This is a genomic window from Bacteroides sp. OM05-10AA (assembly GCF_003439055.1).
Lineage (GTDB): Bacteria > Bacteroidota > Bacteroidia > Bacteroidales > Bacteroidaceae > Bacteroides > Bacteroides intestinigallinarum.
On record NZ_QSUR01000005.1, the window covers coordinates 66,009 to 88,903 of the forward strand.

14 protein-coding genes and 1 tRNA gene are annotated in these 22,895 nt (G+C 42.1%); 1 reads left to right on the forward strand and 14 read right to left on the reverse strand.

Annotated features, from left to right (window positions below):
• Positions 1-90 precede the first annotated feature (90 nt).
• The 4 genes from DXB58_RS05335 to DXB58_RS05350 all read right to left on the reverse strand — a co-directional run bounded on the left by DXB58_RS05335 (position 91) and on the right by DXB58_RS05350 (position 4,615).
• Complete coding sequence (locus DXB58_RS05335) at positions 91-2,361, reverse strand: GH92 family glycosyl hydrolase (RefSeq protein WP_122136142.1); 2,271 nt, start codon at positions 2,359-2,361, stop codon at positions 91-93.
• 219 nt (positions 2,362-2,580) lie between these two features.
• Positions 2,581-3,252: an RluA family pseudouridine synthase gene (locus DXB58_RS05340; RefSeq protein WP_122136143.1), complete on the reverse strand. Its 672-nt coding sequence runs from the start codon at positions 3,250-3,252 to the stop codon at positions 2,581-2,583.
• 9 nt (positions 3,253-3,261) lie between these two features.
• Positions 3,262-4,008, reverse strand: a complete 747-nt coding sequence (gene fabG / locus DXB58_RS05345) for a 3-oxoacyl-[acyl-carrier-protein] reductase (protein ID WP_004299904.1) — start codon at positions 4,006-4,008, stop codon at positions 3,262-3,264.
• 16 nt (positions 4,009-4,024) lie between these two features.
• Entirely contained in the window at positions 4,025-4,615 is a 591-nt protein-coding gene (locus tag DXB58_RS05350) for a TetR/AcrR family transcriptional regulator (protein WP_004299903.1), read from the reverse strand.
• A gap of 237 nt (positions 4,616-4,852) precedes the next feature.
• Between DXB58_RS05350 and DXB58_RS05355 the strand changes: the two genes are divergently transcribed.
• Positions 4,853-4,925: transfer RNA gene (locus tag DXB58_RS05355), tRNA-Met, on the forward strand.
• Positions 4,926-5,185: 260 nt separating this feature from the next.
• On the opposite strand, the gene DXB58_RS05360 is transcribed toward DXB58_RS05355, so the two are convergent.
• From DXB58_RS05360 to DXB58_RS05405, 10 genes are all read right to left on the reverse strand, one after another.
• Entirely contained in the window at positions 5,186-5,983 is a 798-nt protein-coding gene (locus DXB58_RS05360; protein WP_008645237.1) for a sialate O-acetylesterase, read from the reverse strand.
• A gap of 17 nt (positions 5,984-6,000) precedes the next feature.
• On the reverse strand, positions 6,001-8,676 hold the full coding sequence (locus tag DXB58_RS05365; protein WP_122136144.1) for a glycoside hydrolase family 2 TIM barrel-domain containing protein: 2,676 nt from the start codon (positions 8,674-8,676) through the stop codon (positions 6,001-6,003).
• Between the two features lie 19 nt (positions 8,677-8,695).
• Positions 8,696-11,053 carry a TIM-barrel domain-containing protein gene (locus DXB58_RS05370; protein WP_122136145.1) on the reverse strand — a complete coding sequence of 786 codons (2,358 nt, stop codon included), beginning with the start codon at positions 11,051-11,053 and terminating at the stop codon, positions 8,696-8,698.
• A gap of 8 nt (positions 11,054-11,061) precedes the next feature.
• Positions 11,062-12,855, reverse strand: coding sequence for a glycoside hydrolase family 71/99-like protein (locus DXB58_RS05375; protein ID WP_122136146.1), 1,794 nt, complete (start codon positions 12,853-12,855; stop codon positions 11,062-11,064).
• A 56-nt stretch (positions 12,856-12,911) separates the two neighbouring features.
• Positions 12,912-13,895 (reverse strand): DUF6528 family protein, encoded by a 984-nt coding sequence (locus DXB58_RS05380; RefSeq protein WP_122136214.1) that lies wholly within the window; start codon positions 13,893-13,895, stop codon positions 12,912-12,914.
• A 57-nt stretch (positions 13,896-13,952) separates the two neighbouring features.
• Positions 13,953-15,503 carry a hypothetical protein gene (locus DXB58_RS05385; protein ID WP_122136147.1) on the reverse strand — a complete coding sequence of 517 codons (1,551 nt, stop codon included), beginning with the start codon at positions 15,501-15,503 and terminating at the stop codon, positions 13,953-13,955.
• A 386-nt stretch (positions 15,504-15,889) separates the two neighbouring features.
• Positions 15,890-17,452 carry a hypothetical protein gene (locus DXB58_RS05390; RefSeq protein WP_122136148.1) on the reverse strand — a complete coding sequence of 521 codons (1,563 nt, stop codon included), beginning with the start codon at positions 17,450-17,452 and terminating at the stop codon, positions 15,890-15,892.
• Between the two features lie 28 nt (positions 17,453-17,480).
• Entirely contained in the window at positions 17,481-18,092 is a 612-nt protein-coding gene (locus DXB58_RS05395) for a fasciclin domain-containing protein (RefSeq protein ID WP_117936109.1), read from the reverse strand.
• A 13-nt stretch (positions 18,093-18,105) separates the two neighbouring features.
• Positions 18,106-19,575 carry a RagB/SusD family nutrient uptake outer membrane protein gene (locus DXB58_RS05400; protein ID WP_122136149.1) on the reverse strand — a complete coding sequence of 490 codons (1,470 nt, stop codon included), beginning with the start codon at positions 19,573-19,575 and terminating at the stop codon, positions 18,106-18,108.
• Positions 19,576-19,588: 13 nt separating this feature from the next.
• Entirely contained in the window at positions 19,589-22,726 is a 3,138-nt protein-coding gene (locus DXB58_RS05405; protein WP_122136150.1) for a TonB-dependent receptor, read from the reverse strand.
• Positions 22,727-22,895 lie beyond the last annotated feature (169 nt).

Here is a 22,895-nt window from a genome sequence, read left to right on the forward strand (position 1 = left end):
ATTGAATATTGAGAACCAGCTTTATTCTTTCATTGTCGGAGGCTTCTTCCTCCTTTCAATAATTAGCTGTCTTTTATAAGTAAGTCATCTTTATCTATTTATCTTATTCAAAACAACTGGTCTGTTTGCCGGAGCCTTACCAAAATTCTTATTAGGCTTTTTTCCCATTACAAACTTCAATGTGCTGCCATTTATTATATCCTGATAAGTGATATAACTCTTATCATAAGGCTTGCCATTCAAATACACTTTCTGGATATAGATATTTTCTTTGCTGTTATTTGGTGCTTCTACAGTAAAAGTGTTACCACCACGTACCTTCATTTCTACTTTTTTAAAACAAGGGCTACCGAAAACAAATACACCATCCGACGGGTTCACCTGATAGAGTCCCATAGATGAAAGAAGATACCAGGCAGACATTTGGCCACAATCCTCATTACCGATGATGCCGCCCGGTTGGTCTGTGTAAAAATCACTCATGATAAAACGAACCTTTTCCGCCGTTTTCCATTGTTCACCGGCATACGCATAAAGATAAGCAACGTGATGGCTCGGTTCGTTTCCATGCGCATATTGTCCGATCAATCCGGTTATGTCGCTCGAAGCTCCTTCGCCCATACTGTCGGTGTTGGTAAAGAAAACATCAACTTTCGTTGCAAAAGGTTTGTCACCACCAAACAAGGCAATCAGCCCATACGGGTCTTGTGGAGCAAAGAAAGTATATTGCCATCCGTTTCCTTCACAGAAATCTCCAACAGTATGGATGGAACGTGCCGGATCGTAAGGAGTACGCCAAGAACCGTCTTCCAGTTTCGGACGAATAAAATGGATAGAAGAATCAAAATAGTTCTTGTAATAATGAGCACGCTTTGAGAATGTTTCAGCATCTTCTGCCTTTCCCATCTTACGTGCCATAGCGGCAATTCCCCAATCGTCCACTGCATACTCCATGGCTATGGAAGTAGCTTCATGAACTTTGTCGGCAGGGATATAGCCTTTTTTGACTACATAAGGTACTCCTTTCTGCTTTTCATAAGTAGCTGTAGCTATCATTGCTTGCAATGCTTCTTCCGCATCGAACCCGGTAAATCCTTTCAGATATGCATCGGCAATCACCGGCACGGAGCTATACCCCGGCATCTGATCGGTCTCTCCACTCATCAAAGGCCAGATAGGGAGTTTGTCCTGCTGACGATAGATGGAAATCATCGAATTGACTACATGGTCAACCATTTCAGGTTGAGTAATAGTCATCAAAGGATTTAATGCACGGTAGGTATCCCATAAAGAAAGAGTCGTATAGTTGGCTTTCTTCGGGTCTGTGTAAATCATGTCATTCATTCCTCTATACTCTCCATTCACATCGCAAAAAAGCGTAGGGGCAATCATTGTATGATAATGGGCGGTATAGAACACTCGTTTGGAAGCCTCATCATCAGTTTCTATTGTCATCTTCTCCAGTTGCTTGTTCCATCGGGCGGCACTCATATCCACCACCTTATCAAAATCCCAGTGAGTAAGTTCGGATTGCAGGTTCATCGCTGCGTTGTCACAGCTAACAGAAGAAAGAGCGACTTTTATCTTCACTTCTTTCACGTTACCAAAAGTAAGGACACTCTTCACCGATGCCACTTTCAGTTGGTCCCAAAGTTGCGAGGCATTATCGTCATAGGCAGTAAACTGTTCTATCTTCTTATCACTTTTCAACACAAAATAAACTTTGCGGGAAGGACTCCAGCCTCTCACATAGCGATACCCCTCTACCGTATAATCATCTACCTTACGGATATAGCTGTCGTAAGCATTCGATCCGTTTCCTTCACGTAAATCGATCAATATGGAAGCAGGTTTTCCTTCGGGATAAGTATAACGATGGAAGCCTACACGATCTGTAGCTGTCAGCTCGGCTTTGATGTTGTAACGGTCGAGAAGCAAAGAGTAATATTCGGGACGGGCGATTTCATTCGCATGAGAATATCTGGAAGCATACCCATCACGTATATCATCCTGATTGCCTCTGGGAGTACGGATCTCATTCAATGGCATGATGAGAATATCACATAAGTCAGTACAGCCCGTACCGCTCAAATGGGTATGTGAAAAGCCAATTAAAATACTATCGGAATAATGATAACCCGAGCACCAGTCCCAACCTTTATGGATATTGGTAGGACCCAGCTGTACCATTCCATACGGAACACTCGTCCCAACAAAGACGTGTCCATGATAACCGGATCCGATATACGGATCGACGTACTGCAATAATCCTTCACTTTTTGAATAGTTCTGTTGCGCTACTCCATTTCCCGCTGCAAGCAAGACACAAGAAGTAAGTGCAAGTAGTTTAAATGCCTTCATTCGTATTTTTCTTTGGTATGATTGAAAATTATAGTTAGCGAATGATGCAAATATACTACCTATTTAGGAATTAACTAACTGTCGCTAGAGTTTACAAGAAAAATGGCAGGCAGGTTTACTCTTTTGGCAAGTTCCAACCACAGATTTACACGGTTTTCCACAGAAAAACTGCGTACCGTCTACTAAATAACATAATAAATGAATCTGTGGAAATCCGTGTTAATCTATGGCGAATCCTTTCCATAAATTCCCTTCGGGAAGAGGAGCTTCAAGCTCTATCAGTTCTTTGGAGACAGGATGTATGAATCTCACTCTCCGGGCATGCAGGCAAATACTCCCGTCCGGATTGGAGCGTGGAGAACCATACTTCAAATCTCCCTTGATAGGACATCCCATTTTTGCCAATTGACAACGGATCTGATGATGCCGTCCGGTTTTTAAATCGACTTCGAGCAAATAGTAATTCTCCGAATGACCGATCAACCGGTAATGCAAGATCGCTTTCTTGCTGTTCGGCACCTCCTTGTCGTATGCATAACTCTTATTCTGCTTTTCATTGCGCACAAGGAAATGCACCAGTTCACCCTCCGGTTCTTTCGGCGCATTTTTCACGACTGCCCAATAAGTCTTTTTCACCTCACTGGTGCGAAACATTTCGTTGAGCCTTGTTAATGCCTTACTCGTTTTGGCAAAAATAACAAGACCGCTTACGGGGCGGTCCAACCGGTGTGTCACACCGAGGAAAACATTTCCGGGTTTCTGATACTTCTCTTTCAGATACTGTTTTACAGTCTCCGAAAGCGGCGTATCCCCCGTCTTGTCTGCCTGGACAATCTCGGAAGCGGTCTTGTTGACTACAATGATATGGTTGTCTTCGTATACAACAGTCATTCTGTTCGATTACATATTCATACCACCATCTACCTGAATCACCTGACCTGATACATAAGAAGACATATCAGAAGCCAGGAAGGTAGCGATGTTTGCCACATCTTCAGGAGTACCACCACGACGCAAAGGAATTTTCTTTGCCCATTCAGCTCTTACTTCGTCAGAAAGAGCAGCTGTCATGTCTGTCAGGATGAATCCCGGAGCGATAGCGTTGGCACGGATGCCGCGAGAGCCCAACTCTTGTGCGATAGACTTAGCCAATGCAATCATACCTGCTTTGGAAGCAGCATAGTTAGCCTGTCCTGCATTTCCGTGAACACCTACAACAGAGGCCATATTGATAATGCTACCAGCTTTTTGACGCATCATGATAGGTGTACAAGCATGGATGAAGTTAAATGCAGACTTCAGGTTCACGTTGATTACCATATCCCATTGCTGTTCGCTCATGCGCATCATCAAACCGTCACGAGTGATACCGGCATTGTTTACCAATATATCGATCCGTCCGAAGTCCTTGTGGATTTCTTCAACGACCTTTGCAGTATCTTCAAAGTTAGCCGCGTTAGAAGCGTAACCTTTGGCTTTCACGCCCATTGCTTCCAATTCTTTAGCTGTATTTTCTGCATTTTCGTCAATGACAAGGTCAGTAAATGCGATGTTTGCGCCTTCGGCAGCAAACTTAAGAGCGATAGCCTTACCAATACCGCGAGCAGCACCGGTTACAATGGCTGTTTTTCCGTCTAATAATCCCATACTAAAAGTTATTTAATTAAATTTCTGTTCTATGCAGTGCGCCAAACACAATGTTGGACACATATCTATTTCTTGTATCTTCATCCAGATGTGCACCTATATGGCCTCGAATATAAGGAACTTCAATTCCTTTCACACAATAATGTATCAAGTCGGCAGTCATCTCCACATCGTCAATATGGAAAACTCCTTTTGCCTGTCCTTCCAGAAGAACAGCTTTAAAGAGCTGGACTTCCTTTGCATCAAACTTCTTGCGAACTTTTTCCACCCGCCATATATCACGGAAGAAATAAGCACGCAGTGTTCCGTTTCGATAGACGACCTCTTTTACTGCGTCCAACCGGGTATATATCATCTCCAACAATTTCTCGTCCGGTGAGATATTTTTCTCGGCCACCCGCTTCATCATATCCGACAGAATATCCAATTCCGATTCCACAACAGCCAAATAAATTTCATCCTTACTTTTAAAATAAGTATAGAGCGTTCGTCTACCTTTTTTAGAAGCAAGAGCGATATCATTCATAGTTGTGTTTTCTACTCCCATCTTCGCAAAAAGCTGACGGGCTACATCTACTAATTTGGCTTTTGTCTTGGATACGGTCATAGGTTACAAATTGCACATTGCTGAATATTTTGAGCAAAAGTAATTCTTTTCTTTAGACCATACAAGAAAATAGAGAGAATATTAACATTTGTATATTAATAGGTGCTAAGAAAAAGTTTCATCATTATTTCATTCATTCTCAGCTAAATAAGAAAAAAATGATGATTTACTCGAAAAATATTCAGCAAATTATTTGTTTGTTTCAAAAAAAGCCGTACCTTTGCACCCGTTAAACATCGCGGAGTGGAGCAGTTGGTAGCTCGTTGGGCTCATAACCCAAAGGTCATTCGTTCGAGTCGGATCTCCGCAACTAAAGATAAGAAGAATCGCAGAAATGCGGTTCTTCTTTTTTATGACGACTCTTCTTTACTGGTTTTATTCACAACCTAATTTCAGTTATCAACAAGGATATCAACAAAGTTATTAACAGGTTAATTTGCTTATAACAAGACAATTAAGCATATAGACTCCTTTTCTATCAACAAGGCAGTATTTAGTTATTCACCATACAAAAGCCGGCTGATTCATGAGGGATCAGCCGGCTTTTATGTTCCTTCGAAAAAGGGTATCCTATTGATGTTTATAAAACTTCAGTATCTTTTTCGCATAACGTTTTCCTAATAACAGTTGTGCTTCCGTATTAAAATGAGGGTCTTTCTCATCTTTATACCATCCCAATCCTTTCGATGATACCCAATCGGAATAGGGAATAAATGAAGAAACTTTTTTAATCATCTGATTAAAGGGGACTGTACCTGCTTCTCTTTTCGTCCAGTTCCATTGTGAAATCTGTCCTACAACAACCGGTAGATCCGGCATGTCCAGATCTTCCCGCAAGTCTTTCACCAAAGAAATCAGTTTCTGTTTATACGCTTCCGGATTCGAACAATCGGCTTCTCCCTGATGCCAAAGGATTGCTTTCAAAACACCTCCCTGCTTCATTGCAATCCGAACCCGGGAAAGAGCTTCTTCATAATATCCGTCTTTACTCCCTTTTAGCCAGGAGTTGATGGATGAGCCTCCACGCGCATTTACTACCAGCCCGACAGGACGTTTCGTTTGTCGGGCCATCTCTTTAGCAAAGCCGTAAGCCGGTCCCAAACGCTGCATTGACAAATCTTTCCGAACTGTAGAATAACGATTGAGAGGATTTACTGCCGGTTCAAAATTCCCCTTATCATTCAATAGATACACATTTTGGAGGGTATCCATGACTTCCGGAGTTAATGTTGCACGCCCCGCCATGTTGGATTGTCCGATGCATACATACAAGTCAAAAGAAGACGGAACATTCTCCTTTACATTCCCGGCAAAAGCAAATAAAGATTGCAGGAGGAGAAAAGACAGTAAATAAATAGACCTAAGCATATTGACAGTGTTTATGATTAATAGTTTCTATAAATACGGATAGCGTTCAGAATAGGTTCTCCTTCTTTTTTATGAAAGTCAACACTCAATCCTTTTCCATCCTTCACCGTTACTACAAATTTCTTGATAACAGCACGGGCATATCCGTAATCACGAGCTATGTTGAAATCATCCAAAACAGTCGTTCCATTCATTGAAATTCCGAAGCTACGGTTTCCGGCAAACGTCTGTTCCGAGTCAGCTCCCAGATTATAAACCAACGCTTCCCTCTCTTTGTCCGACTCCAATTCTGCCCAGTACAAATATACGGAATATTCTCCATTCGGTACATCAGCTTTAAAAGATTTTATTCCAACACGTTGAGTCTGGAAGATTGGATTCATATCCGTTCCCAGAATGTCAATATCCGAACCAAGCATACTGCCGAATCCTGTTTTACGACGATAAGAAGTTCCGCCTACAAATCCCCAGCTACCGGGCTTATACTCCTGCTCGGGAATCCATGCTACATTTGCTGTACGGTCTTCAAAATATCTCGGAGAACCCAACATTACATTTATTTCCGTAAATGGAATTGCTTCGTCTTTCAACTGTGAGCCTACCAACTGGAACTGAATCCGGAGCATATCCCGCAATTTGCTATCACCAGCCACGGCAACTGCTTCCAGGAGATTCTCTCCACCAACGAACGGTACGTCGAACAAGGCATAATTATCTTCTACCTTTTTCTTTCCCAGACTTTTATTGTTCACAAACAGCTCTACTTCTTCCGCATTAGAGAATACAGGGACAGACTGAATACATTCTTTCTGTGCAGTATTCACCACTCCCCCACGGCTTTTCCACTCCCGATTACCTATAACAAGTATCGGACGACGTGACAAAGCTGTCTTATAAAACCAATAGACATCTTTCTTCTCCCTGTTTAATCCGACAACTCCTTTATTGTTTACATGAGGAACAGCATCTACACGGGATTCGGAATAAAAATCATTCAGATTCCACAGACTGGAACCGGCTATAAACGGACGTTTCATCATTTCACGGAGATAATGTTTATGATACGCCAAACCATATTCCTGTGAGAAGTCGAAACGTTCCGGCTGGTAGGAATGAAGTCCCGGATCTACTCCCGGCCCATATTCCGTAACCATCAGTACTTTTCCTTTGTATACCTTATGAGCACGATCAAGCAAACGTTGAAACTCATTAATATCCGGTTCATACCAGCCTTGATACAAGTTCCATCCCTGAATCATCGGGATTTCGGTCAGATGGGCGTCTTCGTAATATTGAGGCATATTATGATAAGCCATCATGGTATATCTGGAAGGATCTTCCTCTCGAATGGTCGCCTCCAAGGCACGGGCTACTTTTTCAGTAAAGCGGTAGTAGTCTTCCAATTGTTTGCCTTCGGTATAAGGGCGACGCAGGAAAATCTCATTCATATAGCCCCAAATCATAACAGAAGGGCGGTTGAAGTCCTGACGCACCATTTCTTTAGCCATCTCAACGGAGTTCTGCAAAAACTCTTCGGTTTCCGTAACAGCATTGACAACGGGGATTTCAACTGAAGTCACAATACCCAGTTTATCACACATTTCCATGATTACAGGATCTTGGGGATAATGTGACACACGCAGGAAGTTCCCTCCCATCTCTTTCAACAGCAATACATCCTGTACATGCAACTCGTCGCGCAAGGCATTTCCTTTCTGAAAATAATCCTGATGCCGGGCAGTTCCGATCAGTTTGCGCCATTTGCCATTCAAGAAAAAGCCTTTTTCCGAATCAAACTTGAACCAGCGCAAGCCTAACGGATTCACCACTTCATCCAGCAAAGTCCCCTTTTTCTTATCAAGAATACGCGTATATACCATATACCGATAAGGATCGTCTATATCCCACAAACGGGGAGAATCTATTTTTATCTTTTTAGAGATGTCCGTCTTTGTTTCGCCGGATGCCAGCTTTATTTCCGCTTGAGTCTTTTTCACTTCCTTACCATCCGCATCGCAGATTACATTTTCCACCCTGATTTCAGCAGGTTGGAGTGTATTATTCGTCAGTAATGTAGTGATTTCTACCGAAGCTGCGGAGTCATTCACTTCGGGTGTACGGATATAAACTCCTGATGAAGCATAATCATTCGTTGCAATGTGCACCGGATTCATAAATTGCAAATAGACATCCCGGTAGATACCGCCAAAGAAAGTAAAATCGGCAGATAAGGGAGGAATATTCGGGTTATAGACATTGTTCACATAAATGGCAAACAGGTTTTCCTGTCCATAACGCAAATGGGAAGTGATGTCAAAACAGAAACGGGTATACCCCCCTTTGTGCTCTCCCACAAACTGACCGTTCAGATAGAATCGCACTTCCTGATTGGCTCCTTCAAAATAGATCACAGCCTGACGTCCCTCCTGGCTTTTATCTACAAACAATTGTTTCCGGTACCAAGCCGGCCCCCGATAAAATCCCGGAGTTTCGTCGTCTGCATCTTTATTATTCCATGTATGAGGTATATTGACCGTCTCCCAAGAAGAGTCGTCACAGCCGGCCAGCTGCGCTTCAAACGGAGATCCTTTTGTAAATTTCCATCCGTCATTGATTGTGTACACCACGCGCTGTTGCGCTTGTGCCCATCCCACAATAAACAAGAGAATAAAAATATAGAGAAACTTCTTCATAATCGATGTATGCTTATAATTAAAACTTTATTTTTACTTCTCCACCTGTATAGACGCACTCTTTGCTATCAAGAGCTGCACCTTCAGGCAGATATAATTTCACATGCATTTTTATTTGTTCCGGCATGCCGGGATAAGTTCCCTCACGCAGACCAATAGTCAATGTCCGTTCCGAATCTTTCCATTGCATCGGCACTTTCGAACATACGCCCTCTTCATAGCGGTAGGAATCACCTTCATCCTCATACCATAAAAAAGAAGCGTCCGCTCCTCCATAGATACGCAGTTCCAATTCACGATCGGGATATTCCATCGCATATTGTTTCACTTCTGCCAAAGGCAAGATAGAACCTGCCTTCACATAGAGCGGAAGTATATCGAGGATATTTGTCTGCATTTGTTCTCTTCCTCCTTCAAAAGCTTCTCCGGTCCAGAAGTCATACCAATATTTACCGCTGTGTTCCGGCAGATAAATACTGATGTTCTTTTCTTCCGATTGCGGATGAAATACCGGACGCACCAATAAGGAAGTACCGAACATATAGGCATTATCAATATCAAAAGTCCGGGTATCTGTTGTGAAATCCATAGCCAAGCCTCTCAACATGGTATAGTTATTGGCAGTTACCTGATGAGACATCGAGTAAATGTAAGGCAACAAACGGTAGCGCAGATGGATATACTTCACTTGGTTATCATAAGATAATGTCCCCTTTTCACCGAATTGCCAAATTTCACGCGGCACGTTCGTACCGTGAGCGCGGAAGATAGGAGTAAATGCGCTAAACTGGAACCAACGGGAATACAACTCTTTATAATCATTACTTTTCAGTCCGTCGGGATATTTCGCATCCCGTTCTGTGACGAAGAATCCTCCCGTATCGGAAGTCCAATACGGAATACCGGACATAGACAAGTTTAAGCCGGCAACCTGTTGTTTGTGCATATTTTCCCATGAAGCCGACACATCACCCGACCAGACGGCTGTACCATAATGCTGTTGCGAGGCAAAGGCGGAACGAGTTAGGATAAATATACGTTTCTGATCGCTCTCGGCGCGCAGGCGTTGATAGAAGTCCTTTAGCATTTCTAAAGAATAAGTGTTCAGATAACGGTGGAAGCTACCCAGATAAGTATTACCTGCCGATTTGGTCTTTTCTTCCTGCTTCAGCTGTGTGAATCCGTCCCGGAAAGATGGTTCCGTTGCATCCATCCACCAGGCATCCACGCCCATATCATAGAGTCCTTTCTTGAGGTATTGCCAGAAGATATCCCGTGCAACAGGATTATAGGCATCAAAAACCTTATAACCCGCCCATGTAGGTTCGCTAAACAATGCACCGATAGAATCCAAAGACTGATAGACAGCCGTTTCCGGTCCAAATCCGGGCCATACGGAAAGCATAAAATGAACATGGTCCTGTTGATGCAGTTCATCAATAACCTGACGGGGATGATTAAAGTTTGCCGGATGGAAAGTCAGGCTGTTCCAATGAGGTTTGTCTCCCCAATATTCCCAATCCTGCACAATGTTATCCAACGGAATTCCCCGTTTACGGTATTCTTTAACGACTGCCTTCAATTCATCGAACGACTTATAACGTTCTTTGGACTGCCAGAAGCCATACACCCATTTTCCAAACATCGGCACGTCCCCCGTCAATTCCCGATAACCGGCAACGACTTCGTCCATATTCTTGCCATAGACAAAATAATAGTCGGAAGCATCACCTACTTCGGAAGTAAATGAGTAGCCCTCCTTCGTATCTTCAAACTTCGTAGAAGAATAATTATCCCATAAGACACCGTATCCGTTGGTTGAAATAAGGAACGGATTGACAATATCCATATTGGCCTGTAACAGAAGTACGGATTTCCCCCGATAGTTCATGATTCCATTCTGATACTGTCCCAGTCCGTAAATGGCCTCATCCTCGGTAGGAACAAAGCGTTGAGTGACTTCGAGACATTGTTCACCTCCGGCAACCGAACGTTTGAAGTTCCGTGCCTTTCTATCCCCTTTCTCTTTTAGTAATAACTTACCTGTGGATGTTTCCTGAAAAGTGAAAGCCGCATCTGCCTTATCAAAAACTACGGAAAGTTCACGGGTGCGAAAGAGCAGCTTCTGTCCCGTATCTTCCCATTTATAATCTTTGAAAGCCGGCTTTTCCGAATCAACCACCAATCTTTTTGTTACCAGCGTATCACCTTCGGGAAAAGAGAGAATCCGCACGCACCCCGCCGACATAAACTCGACCCGATATTGAATACTGTCAGATACGAAAGCACATCCCCTGTCATCTTCATGGACCGGAGAGGAACATCCGAAGCAGGCTAGTACAGATAAAACTAATAACCAATTATTTAAACTCTTCATCCATGCATTTATTTGACTGTGTAGATCGTATAGCCCAATGACAAATTACGGACTACGACATTTCCTTTTAAATAGAAAGTAGGCATATTGAATCCATTCACGATATTATCCTTATACAATTCTACTTTTGCGCTTTTCCATTCACCCGTATTGTCGGTACGTATCCGGGACACAATTTTAAACGGTTCTTTCGGTTCACGCAGCGTAGACGAACGTATAAAAAGGGATTCATTTCCTTTGTCCAAATACTCAAAATAGAGATACCCGACATAGTTATTCATTTGTAGTTTGGAAACCAGCTCTTTTGGCAAAGAAATAGAGAGGGTTTCTTCGGCACTGTAACCACCGGATTTTCGCTTTCCCTGAATCTTAATGTCCGAATCGCGCAAACGCATCATCTCAACTGCCAAAGCTGACTTTGCTGTCTTGACATCATTTTCAATTTGTGACAACAAGCCTATCGCCACCGGATAACGTCCCTGGCTGATTAACAATGCCGCCTTATCGAGGGAACGATGACAACCGGATACATCCATCTTTGTCTTTTCCAGGAAACGGGCTTCTTTTCGCAAACGGAAAAGCATCAAAGGCAAGGTTAATCCACGTTCATCCGCCTGTTCACCTTTGAACTCTGCCGCATATTTTAAAGTAGTACGCAATTCGCGGTCACCGTTTTCAATGGTTGGCTCTATTTCGTGTCCTTCGGTATAGTCGCTCCACGAAGCAATAAACATCATATCCAAGCTGTCTTTCTCCGCCATACAGAACTTCCACATACTTTGGTAGGTTTCTCCATTGTTACGCGGAATATAATAGAAATGTCCGCGTCCCCAGCCTGCACAACCGCGGTTATCCATTCCCGGCATGGCAAATCCCGACTTAATTGTATACGCAGGATTGTTACTATGCCAGATGGAATCGCGGAAAGGTTTCATAAACTCGATAACATCATCCTGAGTGGCGTAATTATCCCATTCGGCATGTGCCTGATCTCTTGTACGGACACGGGCAGGAAGCCATGCAGTCGGTATTTCTCCCACTTCTTTCCAGGTATCCATTTCATCGCTACGAGTGACGGGGATATATTTATCATTTTCCAGTTTTCCCCAATCCGCCCAACGGCGTAAAGCAACCGGTTGCTTCATTCCTTGCGGTAACTTCGCCAGTGATAATACTTTCTTATATTCATCCACTTTCGCTCCGGGACCAAAATGATAAAACACAGGCATTCCCTTCACCATAGGAGCTGTAGGACCGGTAAAGACGCTATCTACCAAATATTGATAACATTTAGCCATGTATTCGGTCTTTGCCTCACGGGTATTAATTTCCGGATAAAGTTTAGTAATCCAGTCATAATACAACCAACCGTCGCACCAGTTTACACCAATTTCAAAGTCGTACTTCGCTGCCACTTTCTGCATTTCACGCAGCAAGATGTCATTTTCGTGAGGCTTGAATCCCCATTCGATAAAGAATCCATCTATCTTGGCTGCTTTCGCAGACAAAATCTGATATTCAATATAATCGGGATCGAGATTGGACTGCATTCCGACTTGTGGATAGGCCACTGCTGCTATTTCATGCCGTCCTTCGCTGTCTATCAGGTCGGCATTATAACACAGCGACTTTCTTCCGGTACTTGATTTTTCCGTATTGGCATACATCTCCCAACGCCCCAGCTTTCCGTCATGCTGCCGGCTATAGCGCACTCCGTGAAAGTCGGCATACACTTTCTTTCCATTCTGCGCCAAGGCCGGTAATGCGATAGATACCAATAAAAAAAGAAGAAGTTTCCTCATTGTTCCAAACTTAATTATTCAACTTATGTACTTAATCAATCTTCCACCATACTTAATCAGTCCTCACCCAACACGAAATCATGCTTTTCCGGATAACTGAAAAGATTGTCTATCATCCAACGGCCTTTATAAATCTTGGCTCCGTCCATTTTGAAAAGTTCTTCTCCCTTCTCATTTACAAGTCCTTCTGCCCACCACTCTTCAGTCGGTTTTAACATCAGGATTCCGTCCGGTCCGTTGCAGATACTTTTTATATCGGCTATGCTATACACTTTCTCACAGGTCGGAACATCCGTAGAAATATCAAACTTATAAACTGCCGAAGCCGCTGTCAACCATAATTTATCTTCTTCACCATACACCGGGAACAAATCATGTCCTCCAGATTCCTTGTCGAAGGTATATATACGTGTCTGATTAGTCAGCTTCGGATTACTCCGGTTGCCATCATACTTAAAACGGAATAATGCTGTCACTCCGCCCGTTATGGTAGCTGTAGCATAAAGATACGATCTCTTCTTATCCCAGACTACATTATGCGCATTACCCAATTTCACCGTATTAACTTTCGCTCCCAATACTTTAACTGTATCAACCACAAAGGTATTGATTTCACCGGATTTAGATTCAGCTGTTACAATATTTCCATCCGGCAACACCTCTGCGGAGTGAGGATTCTGTCCGCAATTTGCATAGAACATTAATTTATGATCCGACAAACGGATTAGAGCCACAGCTCCGCCGGAGGCAGTCATTAAGATATAGCGTCTATTGAAAACCGGTTTTACTTCACTCGGATTGACAAACCAACCCTGTTGGGCAGCAGGTACACAGGCAGTATAAGGATCCCAACTCCAAATATTGCGATGCGTTTCCGCATCTCTGATGACAATAGCCCGTCTGGATTGCTCCGCCAGCACATAAGCCTTTTCCGGAAGTTGAAAGATTTCATCTTGCACTACAGGAGCATCATCATCGGAACATGCCCCCAAAGCTATATTAAATCCTAAAAGGATTGCGAATAAACTAAACTTCTTCATGGTCATAACTATTTTAATTCTAAATATTCAATTTGTCTTTTTTAAGTTTCCGTTGATCTATTGAACTGATTTTGCATCATAATAATCGATCAGTGAATAAACTGCAAGATTCAACTGCCGCATCTGCGACAGGAAAGGTCCATAAGGTTCATATTCGATGGACACCACTCCCTTATTGGAAGCTTTTCCATCAGAATCGTAGCCGTCATTATACTCAAAGTGTACCCAACCCACACAGTTTCGGGTTTCCAGCAAACGAAGACAGAAGTTCTGATAAAACTCACCTCTATTCTTTTGTGTATGTACCAGCCATCCACCTCCTTCGGTATTGGCATATCGAGTTCCCTGATAACTGGCATCTTCCGCTTTCGTATAGAATTCCGAAACTAAAAAAGGTTTCGCTCCACACCAGGCTTTGAGGTTTGCCAGAAAATCGGTTTCCGGTTGCCAACGTGCATAATAGTTAATGGAAACAAGATCGCAATAACGAGCACAGGCTTCCACTACTTTCTGATTATATTTGCTCCAATCGTGCAGACGTGTTCCCAATATCAAATGCTCTTTATCATATTTCCTGACGGTAGTGGTAGTCAACTGATAATAATAATCGGCAACCATCCCTCGGAAGTCTTCCTGATCTTTCTTGGTTATCGCTCCGGCAGAGACTATGCCGTTATCCCGCATAAACTTTTCTGCATACTCCCGGGCTGTTTTATAACGTTCGGGCAAGGACAGGAAATGCTTCAGATCGATTCCGCGCAAAGGGTCGGTATTCTGATAACTGGCAAACGGTAGTTCATTGTCGAGATAGAAGCCGATAAAATGTTTATCACCGGCAAATAAAGCAGACTTTTCCTGTACAAGATGATCTATGTAAGCGGCAAACGTCGGTTCGAAAAGAAGAATCAGGCGATTGTACTTATCATCCTCAAACGTATAGCCTAAATTCTTGCTCATATCCCACATAAACGTACGAAGCAGATACAGATTCTCTGCATAAGCAATCTTTTGCGTTTTAGGTGTTAGCAGGTTATTGCGTACCGCTGCAGGAAATGCTTCAATGCGGTTCGATCCATACGAAATATAGTTTATATGATTATCCGCAATCAGTTTACCTGCCTCTTCACTCCATCGTGCTTCGCTGCCATATCGAGTGCTGAAAGCCTTCTTATGTGCAGTAGATTCTCCCGGACGGACGTGCTGAATTCCATGAATAATAACGGCCCCATTATCCGGATCGAGCAAATAAGAACGTCCTGCGCAACTAGCCACTCGGAAAAAGCCTTCTTTTCCAACCACAGAAGAGGGTTGCAGACCTATCCGTCCTCCCCAAGCAGTCCGACTATAATCCGAAGAGGGAGTATACCAATTCATATAATCAATGGTTCGGGTTTCTCTCGAGTCTGCCGTTGTCCATGCTTGGAAAGTTCCGTTCTGCCATTTCCGGTATTCCACATTCACAAAAGTATATTCCTCTTTTTCCAAAGGAGTATCTCCCTCTTCCGGTTTTGAAAGGTCTATTTCGTCAGAAGAAGAACAACTAAGCGTCAACTGCATCAGTCCGACCAAAGATAAAAAGAGGAAATGCCTATATATATGTTTTCTCATATTACTTTCAGCTATTGCACATTGTTACTTAACCATCGTGCTTGTTATCAGTCGCATCTTTCGTAGACTTTACGGTTCACCGGAAAAGCTCCTATTAACTTCCACTTTGCCTATTAATAGAAAAGTTATTCTCTATTAATGGAAAACTTCTTTTCCCTTTATTGCAAACTTCTCTCATCTTATTTATAAACTATAAACGCAAGCTTTGTTTTTAAAATTGCAAGCTTTGTTTTTAAAAACGCAACTTGCATTTATAAAAACGGAAGCTCCGTTTATAGTTCATATCCGATAGACAACAACTTTACTTCTGATGAAATGAAAGTTTAGTCTTAATCGAAAAGAAGTTTTCTATTCATACTTCAGGCGGTAAGTAGCATTACCCAGCATTATTTCTTTTGGGGAAATTTGATTTCAACGGTCAATACACGAGCTGTTGTATCTCCGGGCTTCAATACACCTTCACCGGTAGATGGCGTCATGCTAACAACTCGCATTACCCCGATTCTATTTCCTCCTGACGCAGAAGTCGATGCAGTCTTAAAGGCGATAATATCCCCTTCTGCTATCGGCATCAGATCTTCTTTCACAATCAAACTGGCTGATATTTCAGAAGCTATGGAAGTAACAGTTGCATTGTCAAAATCAAAATTAGACAATTTGGCCATTGTAGTCTTATTCTTCACAGCTGCTGTATTCAAAGCTGCTCCACCAGATCCTTTATATTCGTCCGATTTTGCTGCATTTATAGAATACAGACGAGGTTCTGAATCTGCATTTGCACCTTTTCCCATACAATAGAATTTCAAATCGACATTCTTTGCATTGTCAGCATTGGTTAATGCATAATCAATAGAATAGGTTTTCAAATCTTTGAAGGACAACAGACCATAGGCATCCGGATATTTTTCGTGCGCACTATTTGCAAAAGTCTTGCTGGATATATTCACTGTAGCAACATCCATATTCACATATGCTTTCACTGTTCCGGTTGCTTCTTTTCCGATTCTTCCATCAGAAACCACCACTTTAATTTTAGACGTCGTTTCGGTAAAAGTTATTTTCGGAGCATAATCCAGATGCGTTTCGCCATTCTTCTGTTCACGTAAAGCTTCAATCTCCTGTCCGTTTTCAATGCGATAAATTATCACTTCATGAATACCACGTACTGACTCTACTTTTACAGGCACTTCTTGTTTTGCATCCGTACTAGCTATAATAGGTTTCTCCGACAAAGTCAATACAGGTATTGGAACTGTTTTGTATTCTACTGGTAGAGTTGAGATTGTTACATTATCGTATATATCCACCGCTTTTACCTTGAAGCCTTTATCGCCTTCTTTATAATTAATCATTTCATCATATGAGAAATCCTTCTTCCCATTCAGTTCTACGCTTCCTTTCGATTCTTGTCCGGTTGCAGATACCAGGTATACTTCCACTACTTTCAAACCGGCTTCTGAAACCACCTTGAAAGTGGTACGGGGAATTACCGGATTTTCATCCATTTCATCATATACAATCTTTTCCGGATCAAATGTAATGACAGGGCGCGCCATCACATCGGTAACAGCAATTGGCAAAGTTCCACTCGTCACATGGTTCAATTTATCCGTAGCCTCAATGATAAAGGCTTCGTAATTTGCATTGTACTCCAGGTTTTCAGACAAGCTGTAAGAATTGGGATTAAAGAATTCAGTCACCGTTTTATATTCGGTCACTCCCTCCACTGTCTGCAATTTCATTGTCACACTCTGGAGTCCGGCCTGAGACTTAATGACAGCCACTACCGGCAGATTATCCACTTTATTTAAATCTACATCCAGTTGTTCCATCGGGAATTTAATCACAGGAGCAGCCGAATTAGGATCCAGACCATCATTATCATCGCTACAGGCAGCAAAGCCCAAGCAAAGTCCTAGTATTAATAAGGTATATATTTTACGAATCATAATTAGTTCTCTTTTTAATTAACTGTGGTTATTTGGAATATTTGCAATAGTTCTCAAATATATGAATCACACCATTCGTTGGCAGAATGTTGCTGGTCTTAGCCTGACGCTGTGGAGATTTCCCGTTGCTTCCGGTCTGATTCACCAGAATCTTACCTACCGCAGCCTGCCATGGGTTTTTCCATACAGACATTGTCATCAGTCCATTCTCTCCTTTCAGCATCGTCAATACGAACATCGGTTCCACCTGCAACTGTCCATAAGAACTATATTCACCGTCTACAATATGATAAAGCAACATGTTTGTTACTTTATCCTTATCACAATCTGTAATGGATGCGGCACCTGCAAATTCATTTTCACGATAAAGTTGCATACCTGCATTATTCAAAGCGAGAAAGGTATATTTATTATCAGTCTGGGTATAATAGTCTTTCAGACCTGTATACTCAATAGCTGCTATCAACTCCGAGAACATATCTTTATGATCCTGAAAATATTCCCACGCTGTCACTTTTACATACGGATCATCCACCGAAGGTTCATAATCATAGTTCTTTTGTAGGTCCAGATCACAACCGGTCAACGCCAGAATGGCCCAACAAAAGAAAAGAGCCTTATATAATATTGTCTTTTTCATTGTTTCTATCTTTTTAATTGTTAGTATTGCCATAATACGTATTCTGCACAATCTTCGGATTTTCCAGAATATGTGAATAGTGGATCGGGAAAAGTTCATTGCCGTCCTGCTCCATTCCGTTGATAGGTTTCATCACTTCTTTCCACTTTCCGGTACGCAGCAAGTCAAACCAACGACGTCCTTCGCCGGCTAATTCCACCTGGCGTTCACGCAAGATATAATTGACTACCTCTTCTTCAGAAGCAAAATCATTTTCAGTCAGTGTGTTCAATCCGGCACGGTCACGTACAGATTTCACCAGTTCCAAAGCCTCACCCCATTTGCCCTGATGAGCACGAGCTTCTGCTTGAAGCAACATCATATCTGTATAACGATAAATCGGATAAGCAACCTCACAAGTCTTATTCAAAGAATTACTAATATCCCCCGCCATATATTTACGCAATTCATTTCCATTCTGGTAATTCTTCACCGTATAATCTTTGCGTAAATCACCTTTCATATCCTCTTCGTCAAAAATGCTCATAAACTTGTCAGACATAACTGCCGCACGGTTTCCTGAACCGGAGAACCATTGATACATATAACTGTAACCATTCGTGCCGACTTCATCCATATTGAAATGAACCAGGAAAATAAACTCTCTGGAGTTATATTCATCATTTTCGGGCGTATCATCAGAAGGCTTATTGTTCAGTTCTTCCGTGAACATGGTATGCCATGTAGCAATAAGAGGTTCGAAGTCAACAAAACGCCCCCCCTTTTTGGAAGCAATAGTTGCCATCTTATCGATGGTCTGATCAGCCAAATTATATTCTTCAGTCCACATATAGGCGTCCGCCATAATGGCCCATACGCCACAGATAGAAATACGTTTGCGTTCGTAATTCTTATTACGGTTGATCAGGCTTTCCGCCTTTTTCAGGTCAGGAAGAATAACATGTTCCAGAATATAATTCTTATCTGTACGTTCCTTGTAGATAGCCTCCGAATACTTTTCAGTAGGTTCTATAAACAAAGGTACGTCTCCCCAGACACGGATAGCATAGAAGTAAGCCAAAGCACGCAACGCATACGCTTGTCCAAGGTAATCGTTACGGTCTGCCACATCCGGCATACTGATATTAGGAACATATTTGATGGCCAGATTGGTCTGGTTAATCATCTGATACAAGGTCGTCCATTTCGCACATTTCTCGTCCGTAGACATCAGGTTGTTAATCACACGTGCCTGATCGGCCATCACCGGTGCTCCGGGAGCTACGTTATCCGAACGGAATTCACCCCAATAAAAATAATTCTCGCGTAAAGTGGAACGCAACAATCCATAGATTTCATTTATACCTGCCTTAGCGTCACGGGCGGTCTGCCACATGTCACCTGCCGGGATTTCACTCACCGGTTCCTCATTCAGAAAGTCTGAACAGCTATTCAATGATAGAGCCAGGCATACAGCTCCAACAAAATATTTTATATTCTTCATACGATATCTTCAATTAAAAGTTTGCAGAAAAACCAATACCATATTCTCTCTTTCTGGGATAGCGGTAAGAGTCTTTACCTACCTGCAGAGGATTACTTGTAGAGAATTCAGGATCAAATCCCGAATAGTTGGTCCATGTCAATGCATTGTTTACAAAAGCGTAGATATTTATATTCTTCAACATCAGCTTCTTTATCCAGTTTTCAGGAAGATCATAGGCTATACGTACGTTTTGCAGACGAATAAAGGAAGCATCTTCCAGATAGAACGAGTTACCCATACGTGCATTGTTGTAATCATCGTTATACGGACGCGGATAGATAGCCTGGTCGCCCGGATGCAACCACATATTATGAATTACTTCCGGTGAAGGAGTGGTTCCGGTATATTTGAACATGTTACGATTATGTTCGGCAGCATTATAAATCTGTCCTCCCAAGGAATAATAGAATCCCAGATACAAGCTTACGTTTTTCCAAGTCACGGTTGTATTCAAACCACCGGTCACATCAGGCATTGCATTACCGATCACCATACGGTCGTTATCATCAATCACACCATCACGGGTTCCTTCCGGTTCTTCCCAGTTGTAATCTCCGCCACGGAACGGTTTGCCGTTCGGTAACGTTTTCTGGCGAATATCACCTGCATATTCCTTTCCATTCAATAAATACTTGTATTGGAATACACCATTTTCAAACACCGGAGTCAGTTGTTCCCATTTATCTGTAAAAGCATTCGATTCGTCATAAGCAAAGACACCGGCACTTTTAAATCCATAGAAGTCACCTACACGGCCGCCTTCCTGCATCCACCAGATATCACCTTCCATATATGCCTTACCTTCAGACAGTTTCTCAATGCGGTTGATATTTCTGGAGATATTGAAAGAAGCATTCCACTTCCAGTCCTTTGTGCGGATAATATCACCGGTAACGGCAATTTCAAAACCGCGGTTGCTCATCTCACCGACGTTTGTCTTCATATATGCAAAACCGGATTCTTTAGGCAGTTGGTAGTTTGCCAGCAAACCGTCTGTATATTTATCGTAGTAATCGGCAGTAATTGTCAAACGGCTATTCCAGAAATTCAAGTCCAAACCAAGGTTGAATTGTTTGGTTTCCTCCCATTTCAGGTTGTCTTTACCGATACGAGTCGGAATAACGCCACCCACTCCGTCATAGATAGAATTCGGAGAATAAGAATAAATATAGTCATAGTTACCGATCGCTTCATTACCGGTGATACCGTAACTTACACGAATCTTACCATCTTCCAGGAATTTCTTCGAGAACTTCATGAATTTCTCATCAGAGAAACGCCATCCCACTGACACAGACGGGAAATTACCCCATTTGTTTTCTTTCGCAAAACGAGAAGAACCGTCACGACGCATATTCGCTGTAAACAAGTATTTTCCCAGATAATCATACGTCACACGTGCAAAGACAGAAGCCATGGAGTGATTGCTCAAGGTAGATCCCGTAGACGACAAATCCAGATTGGCAGCAAATGCATTCATCGTATAAATAAAGTCGGTAGATGAATTCAAACCTACAAAGGTTTCATTTTCATAACGCCATTGTTGGGCACTGACACCCACCATCGCACTGAAATTATGTCCCTTGATCTTGCGTGCATAAGTGATGAAATCTTCATTCATCCAGTTCCAGTTCAGGTAATTATAAGAATATCCCTTATTCTGCTTCTGCCATTCATCAGTGATAAGGCTCGGTTCGAGTTTTTTACGCTTGTCCAGATAGAAGTTAGCGTTAATATTAGCTCTGAACTTCAGATACTTGTTGAACTTGATTTCAAAGAATTGGAAGAAGTTAGCCTTATAAGAGTCCGTAAAGTCAGTCGTATAATTGACCTGTGCAATAGGGTTCTTCTGACCATTAAACACTCCAACCAAAGAACCATCCGGATAATAAGTATTGAAATAAGGACGACGAGTTAACACCGCACTCAATAATGTACCTTCATTCAGACCTTTCTTTTTAGAGTAAGTCAAAGAAATACGGCTACCCATATTCATCCAGTCAGTCGGTGAATAATCAGAGTTGATACGAGTATTCAATCTTTGGAAACCGGTATTGGAAATAATACCCTTCTCGTTATAATAACCGGTATTGATGAAATATTTCAGTTTCTTTGTACCGCCACCTACGCTGATATCCACCTGATCTTTCTGCGCAGTACTTGTAATCATGTCCAGATAATCATTGTCTACATTGAAGAATGAGTTCAACGGATCATTCAGAATATCAATACTTTCATCCGGATTACCTCCGCCGTATGTTTCAAAATACTCTTTGCGGTACTGGTCGTACAACAGACGCTCTTTACGATTTGCCTGTGGCACCTTATGAGACAATGTACCCCATGAGTGATTATACTTGATATCAATACGAGCCTTACCTTCCTGACCGCTCTTGGTTGTGATAATAATCACACCGTTAGCCGAACGGGAACCGTAGATAGCTGCAGAAGCAGCATCTTTCAAAATCTCCATGGAAGTAATATCATTGGTATTGATACCATCAATACTTTCCAAAGGCACACCGTCTACAATATAAAGGGGAGTAACTCCTTCGGCGGAGAAAGTGGAAGTACCACGAATTTTAATAGAAGAAGATTCACCGGGTTGTCCCGAGCCGGACACTACCTGTACACCGGCAGTAGTACCTTGCAGTGCTTCAAAAACATTAGTAGCCATCTTCTGCTCAATAGCCTCACTTGAGATGGAAGTAATAGCTCCCGTCACATCACGCTTTTTCATCGTACCATAACCCACTACCACTACTTCGTCCAGTAACTTAGAGTTCTCTTCAAGCGTAATATTCGTTGTTTTATCTTTCACTACCACATCTTTAGGGGTATATCCCATGAATGATACAGTCAAAGTAACTCCTTTCTTTGAAACATTCAATGAGAAATTACCATCTAAATCCGTAATTGTTCCATTAGATGTTCCTTTCTCCATCACATTAGCGCCAGGTAAAGGAAATCCTGTTTTATCCACAACAACTCCTTTCACTGCAAACCCGCCTTGAGCATAAGCCGGATGGGCAAGGAAAAAGAGACTCAAGGAAATCAAAAGAAACGACTGCAACAATCGCACTTTTGTCCTACTCTGCAAATTTTTCATAACTAGAATAAAATTAAATTGGTTAATTATCAAGGTTTTACTCACTACTTAATTAATTAGGAGAAATACATTGGCTCTCTCCCGTAAGATGTTATCTTTTATTTATTACATAGATAATCGTCTTTCATAATACTATACAATAATTATTATATTAGAATAAAGATTATAC